The organism is Palaeococcus sp. (in: euryarchaeotes) (genome assembly GCF_053987695.1).
This window is the reverse complement of sequence record NZ_JBMXHE010000089.1, coordinates 1-5,960: the sequence shown is the minus strand read 5'-3', so window position 1 is coordinate 5,960 and position 5,960 is coordinate 1. Positions and strand designations below refer to the sequence as shown.

Annotated in this window: 6 protein-coding genes; 4 read left to right on the top strand and 2 right to left on the bottom strand. The window is 44.8% G+C overall.

Translation table 11 applies throughout. The annotated features are described in order from the left end of the window. Window positions 1-84: 84 nt before the first annotated feature. Window positions 85-2,742 carry a DEAD/DEAH box helicase gene (locus ACXJGZ_RS07275; protein ID WP_456398837.1) on the top strand — a complete coding sequence of 886 codons (2,658 nt, stop codon included), beginning with the start codon at window positions 85-87 and terminating at the stop codon, window positions 2,740-2,742. Window positions 2,743-2,856: 114 nt separating this feature from the next. Continuing rightward, window positions 2,857-2,994 (top strand): hypothetical protein, encoded by a 138-nt coding sequence (locus ACXJGZ_RS07270; RefSeq protein ID WP_456398835.1) that lies wholly within the window; start codon window positions 2,857-2,859, stop codon window positions 2,992-2,994. A 31-nt stretch (window positions 2,995-3,025) separates the two neighbouring features. Here the strand turns inward: ACXJGZ_RS07270 and ACXJGZ_RS07265 are convergent, their stop codons facing one another. Continuing rightward, on the bottom strand, window positions 3,026-3,472 hold the full coding sequence (locus ACXJGZ_RS07265) for an HAD family hydrolase (protein ID WP_456320869.1): 447 nt from the start codon (window positions 3,470-3,472) through the stop codon (window positions 3,026-3,028). A gap of 61 nt (window positions 3,473-3,533) precedes the next feature. On the opposite strand from ACXJGZ_RS07265, the gene ACXJGZ_RS07260 reads away from it, so the two are divergent. Next, entirely contained in the window at window positions 3,534-4,088 is a 555-nt protein-coding gene (locus tag ACXJGZ_RS07260) for a flavoprotein (protein ID WP_456398833.1), read from the top strand. Here ACXJGZ_RS07260 and ftsY read toward each other — a convergent pair. Next, complete coding sequence (gene ftsY / locus ACXJGZ_RS07255) at window positions 4,085-4,984, bottom strand: signal recognition particle-docking protein FtsY (protein WP_456320871.1); 900 nt, start codon at window positions 4,982-4,984, stop codon at window positions 4,085-4,087. The genes ACXJGZ_RS07260 and ftsY overlap by 4 nt on opposite strands. Before the next feature lie 101 nt (window positions 4,985-5,085). Here ftsY and ACXJGZ_RS07250 point away from each other — a divergent pair. Beyond that, window positions 5,086-5,960 (top strand): MATE family efflux transporter (locus tag ACXJGZ_RS07250; protein WP_456398839.1); only part of this gene is annotated, 875 nt, incomplete at its 3' end.

The following is a 5,960-nucleotide window of genomic DNA, read 5'->3' as shown; positions in this document are numbered from 1 at the left end:
CACACGGCAACCCCTCAATGTTCTGTAGCTCATGCTCCCAATATAGGATTAAACCTTTAAAAACGTTGCAGCAGAGTATAGAACATGAAAAAAGTGCTCGAAGAACTCGAGAGTGAGCTTGTCGCTCTGAGGAAGTTTCCCCCAAAGGAAGGCTCCTATGCCACCTTTGAGTTCAGAAATCCTGGAGTTAATGACCTAGTTGAAGCATTGGGGTTTAACCTTTATGAGCACCAGGCCGAAGCCCTCCGCCTCCTCTATGAGGGAAAAAACGTTGTTGTGACAACCCCAACGGCGAGCGGAAAAAGCGAGATTTTCAGGCTGGCGATATTTGATAATTACCTCTCAAATCCACGAGATACGTATCTCCTCGTCTATCCCACGCGGGCTCTAATAAACAACCAATATGAGAAGTTTGCACTGGAGAACTTTCATTTCTTTAAGATAAGCGGAAGAATGGTGAATGCGAGGATTTTAACGGGAGATGTGGAATGGCACGACAGGAGAGCCATCATAAAGGAGAAGCCCCGGGTAGTGTTCACAACTCCCGATATGCTTCACTACAGTATTCTAAGAAATCCTAAAGACTATGCGTGGCTCTTGAGAAACCTCCGCTATCTTGTGGTCGATGAGCTTCACATCTACAGGGGCGTTTTTGGGACGAATGCTGCCTACGTGTTCAGGAGGCTTCTAAAGCGCCTGGAGCGCTATGGAAGGAAGCCCCAGATACTGGCTCTCTCCGCAACTTTAAGAGAGCCCAAAGAGTTTGCTGAAAATTTCTTTGGAAGACCTTTTGAAGAGGTTAAAAATGCCACAAATCCCTTCCCAAAGCGCTATCTCCTGCTCCTAGAGCCGAGGAGGTTAAATGAGATGCAGCTTTTGAGAGCTCTGGTCGAAAAGCTTGCTCAAAGAGGAATTAAAACCCTCGTCTTTTTTGACTCCCGGAGGGGAACTGAGAAGCTCATGCGCTTCCTCCTTTCTTCACCTTCCGTTTACAGGATGTCAACCTACAAGGGCACCTTGCCTAAAAACATCCGCTGGGAAATTGAGAGAGATTTCAAAGAGGGAAAGCTGTTGGTACTCCTCACGACGAATGCTCTGGAGCTGGGAATAGATATCGGGGATCTGGATGCCGTGGTAAATTATGGCATTCCCCCAGATGGTCTCTTCTCCCTTATACAGCGCTTTGGGAGGGCAGGGCGTTTAAAGGAGAGAGAGGCGTTGAACGCTATCATTCTGAGGAAAAATGGTCTTGATTATTACTATAAAGAGCATCTAAACGAGTTTTTCGAGCGCTTGGAGAGGGGGATAATCGAATACATGCCGGTTAATCTGAAAAACCGGTTGGTAGTCAGGAAGCACCTCCACTACCTCCTGAGCGAGCTTAAAATCCTCGATTGGGAGGAGCTCAGCGAATTTGAAAGAGACCTTGCAGAGGAGCTTGTGAAAGAGAAAAAGGCTAAAATCTACGAAAATCCCCTTACAGGAAAGAAGGAACTCCGACTTTTAAAGCCCTCCTTTACATACTCCTCAATTAGAACAGCAAGCGATGAGAGCTATTTCCTGGTCATTGATGAGCCGTGGATAAGGGCCAAGCTCGAAGAGAAAGACAGCACGAGAGAGCTTTTAAAATTCATAAACTGGCTGAAATTTAAAGGATACGTCATAGAGGAGACCGACAAGGTGGAATACTACCGCTCCCTCCTGCCGGGCATGGCTTATTTCTCAAGGGGAGAGCTTTACATGGCAAAAGATATGACAAAAATTGGTAAATTTCACTTTATCTTTGCCGAAAAACTGAACAAGTTCTGGGATGTTGAGACCTTCGCAAGCAAAAGGGAAGAGGTTGAAATACTCGAAATCTATGATAAAAAGAGGTTTAGAGGAATAGATGTGTATTATGGGCATCTGAGGGTTAGACACCGTTACTGGGGATTTGCCGTGAAAGGCAATAGCACAAAGGAATATGTGGAGATGCTCTTCAATCTTAAAGATGATGGAATTTTGAAGGGTAAAATTTACGCTCCACTAACTGGAGATACGGGAGGAGATGGGGAGTGGAGCATCTTAAACTGGGAGAGGTTTGCAAAGGTTGAATTTGATGAGGAGTTCGTAAGGGAGTTTGAAACGGATGGTATATGGCTCCTCTTTCCAGATGGGATAAGGAAAATCCCGAATGAAGAGTTTGAAGAGTTCTTTAAAATCACAGAAGAGAAAGACAAGGAAAGGCTTGCCCTTTCGATCTACGAGCACCTCGATAGAAGAAAGCTCTTTCCAATAGCCCTGGGTGCCACAACCCACTATCTAAAAAAGTCCATTCGTGAGATGGCAAGGGGAGAGGATGAGGAGGTAATTTTCGCTATAAAGAAGATGGTTGACAGTAAGGACGGCATTGGAGATGGATTGCATGCAATAGAGCACAACATGATTAAAATAGCTCCAATATTCACCTACGTGGATTCGAGAGAGCTCGGCGGATACAGCTATGAGAACTTTCCAAACCCGCCCTTTGCAGGTAAACCCGTGGTTTTCATCTACGATGGGAATGAGGGAGGTTTCGGATTAGCGGAAATTCTCTATGAAAATGTTGAAAAACTAATGAAGAAAAGTTTTGAGCATTTAAAATCGTGTAAATGCAGGGATGGCTGTCCCCTCTGCATCTATTCACCCAAGTGCGGCACGTTCAATGAGTTTCTTGATAAGTGGCAGGCGATAAAAGTATGGGAAAGGGTTTTGAAATATTAGTTATGATAGCATACTTTCATAAATAGCCACATTTGTGAAAGTGCACTGTTACACATCGGCCACCAAACCCCTTATAGGTAATGGTACCGTTACTTAGTAACGGGGGCATTACTTATGTTGTTCGATTTGAGACCGAAGAGCAGAAGGGGGGAGTTATTCGATAGGGAAAAAGAGATAGAGGACAGTGAACTACCCCTCGCTTACGCAAGGGGACTTAGCAGCAACATAAAATTGAGGGAAAGAATGTTGTAGCTGATCTCCTCCCCTTTGTAAGCCAATTACCTCAACCCCTAAGAGTAGCTATCAGCCTCTTTTCATTTAACAAGAGCTTAATTGCATCTTTAACGTCTCTAACCACAATATCTGAGTTCAATAAGGCTTCGACACTGGCACCTTCCTCTCCTATTACACATATCCCAAGCTCGGCATTCTCAAGCATTCCAATATCGTTATTCCCATTTCCGATTCCTATGTAGGGCTCATAGTTCAAAGCTTTTTTCATCTTCTCCTCTCCATCCCTAACGCGCTCGATTTTTATTGGTATCCCTTTAAATTCTTCTTTAAGTGTCCCAAAGGTATCAGCGCTCAAGACGATAACCCGATACTTTTCGCTCAGTGCATCCAGGAGGCGCTTTACTTCCTCATTCACTCTCCCTTCAACACCGAGGGTACCGTTCAAATCAAAAACCACCGTTTTTGCCTTAATTTCCCTGTAGTTCGGAATCTTCATAATATCACCAGATAGAGAAGGGTTTAAAGGGTCTTAAAGATTACTTTCCAGAGGTGAGGTTATGAGGATAGCATGGGGGATAACCGGGGCAGGTCATCTCCTCAAGGAAAGCGTTGAGGTCATGGAAACCCTCAGAGGGGAATATGAGATCAGGGTATTCCTCTCGAAAGCGGGTGAAGAAGTCGCAAGGATGTATAGGGTTCTTGATAGAATAGAAAGTTTTCCAGTTATAAGAGAATCTAAGCAGGGTTCTTCATTTTCATCATGTGGTGCATTTAACCTTGGTAAGTACGATGCATTCATAATTTCTCCTGCCACATCAAACACCATCGCTAAGATAAGACTCGGCATAGCGGACTCTCTGATTCCCTGTTGCGCTTCCCAAGCTTTGAAGAGTAGAGTACCTCTGATCTTGCTTCCAACGGATTCAAAGCCCATAGTGGATACAAAAGCACCAAATGGCCAGATTTTTAGAATTTATGTTAGAAGGGTTGACCTGGAACATATAGAAGCCCTTAGAAACGAAGGTGTTATAATTCTGGAGCATCCTGCGGAGATCAAAAAAGCTTTAGAGGGGGTTAAAAGTGGGATGAGAAGGGTTGTAAAAATAGATTAGCCGAAAATCTTCTCCAGCATCCATTTTTCGTCATATTCCTTGAGATCATCGTAGCCCTGCCCGACACCAACGAAAAGTATCGGTGCGCCTATGGCGTGGCTTATACTTAAAGCTGCACCCCCTCTCGCATCCGCATCAAGCTTTGTTAAAATAACCCCATCAACTCTAACGGCTTCATTGAATTGCCTCGCCTGTTCGATTATGGCATTCCCGGCTAAAGCGTCGCCCACAAAAATCACCAAATCGGGCTTTGTTATCCTGGCTATTTTTCTCATCTCGTCCATGAGGTTTCTGTTGAGTTCATTCCTTCCCGCGGTGTCTATTAACACGACATCAATTTCTCTCGCCTTTGCGTGCTCTATGGCATCGTAGGCAACGGCTGCAGGATCGCTCCTATATTGATGCTTTATTACCTTAACGCCCACCCTGCGGGCGTGTTCTTCAATTTGCTCTATTGCTCCTGCCCTAAACGTGTCGCTGGCTGCTATAACCACGCTTAAGCCATGCCTCTTCAGGTAATTTGCGAGCTTGGCTATCGTGGTGGTCTTTCCACCTCCGTTGAAACCAACAAATGCAATGACATATGGCTTTTCCCTTTTGGCTCTGATCTCCTCCACAAGATTTATCCTTCTTTGAGGTGTTAAAACATCCAGAACAGCCCTCTCGACCGCCTTTTCCACGAGTTCTTTCTTATTGGTTCCAACCTTAACTTTCTGACCAACCAGTTCCTTTTTAATGCGCTCTCTGAGTTCGTCCACAACCTCAAGGGACACATCAGCCTCAAGTAAATCCCATTCGAGGTCTTCAAGAGCCCTATTCACATCTTTCTCACTTATTTCAGTTTGAGCCACCTTATCCACAAATGATCCTAATTTTTCCTTGAGCTTTCCAAACATTAGCCTCCCTCCTTCCTTGACTTAGCACAAAGGCTTAAAAAGGTATAGCCATTACTGGGATAAACTTTTTATAATAGCGTTTCGATTGAGGTTTGATGGATATGAAGGGAAGCACAAAAGTTCAGGAAATGCGGGAGGAGATAATAGGGGGGAATATTGAGAAGACCCTGCTCAAGCTAGCCTGGCCTCTCATAGTCAGCAACATAATCCAGGTTCTTTATAACATTACGGATACATTCTGGCTTGGAAAGTTAGGGAGAGAGGCTCTATCTGCTCCTGGAGTTTCCTGGCCCTTAATAGGAACCTTAATGAGCCTTGGAATGGGATTTGCCACCGCGGGATTCGCCTTCGTCGGTCAGTACATAGGAGCGGAGAATTATGAGAAGGCAAACAGAGCTGCTGGTGCCTTATATTCTCTCATGCTAATTTTTGCCTCTGTCGTAGCCCTTGTGGGAGTTTTAATCACTCCATACGCTCTGAAATTCATGAACGTAACTTCAACCGTGTATCCCTATGCCCTCGCGTATTTGAGGGTAATATTCATTGGAATCCCCTTTTCCTTCACCTTCTTCTCCTTCAGCTTCCTTATGAGGGCCGTTGGAGATACGAAAACCCCTGTGAAAATAAGTCTCTTCACAGTTGCCCTAAATATCTTATTGGATCCCATTCTAATCTTCGGATGGCTTGGATTTCCAAAACTTGGAGTGGAAGGTGCCGCACTGGCAACCATAACCTCAAACAGTCTGGGGTCTCTCATAGGTGCATACCTCCTTTTCACAGGGAGGGCAGGTATTCATTTAACCAGGGAAACTTTAAAACCGGATCTGGAGTTTTACAAGAGGATATTTAGGGTGGGGTTGCCCTCGAGCATAGGATCCTCGGCAAACAGCTTTGGCTTCGTTGTGCTCACGAGGATTATATTTGGTTTTGGAGATGTTACATACGCGGCTTATACGATAACCACAAGGCTCGTTAA

Coding starts and splice junctions, on each gene's coding strand:
- ACXJGZ_RS07275 (WP_456398837.1), top strand. CDS start 85: ATGAAAAAAGTGCTCGAAGAACTCGAGAGTGAGCTTGTCGCTCTGAGG.
- ACXJGZ_RS07270 (WP_456398835.1), top strand. CDS start 2,857: ATGTTGTTCGATTTGAGACCGAAGAGCAGAAGGGGGGAGTTATTCGAT.
- ACXJGZ_RS07265 (WP_456320869.1), bottom strand. CDS start 3,472: ATGAAGATTCCGAACTACAGGGAAATTAAGGCAAAAACGGTGGTTTTT.
- ACXJGZ_RS07260 (WP_456398833.1), top strand. CDS start 3,534: ATGAGGATAGCATGGGGGATAACCGGGGCAGGTCATCTCCTCAAGGAA.
- ftsY (WP_456320871.1), bottom strand. CDS start 4,984: ATGTTTGGAAAGCTCAAGGAAAAATTAGGATCATTTGTGGATAAGGTG.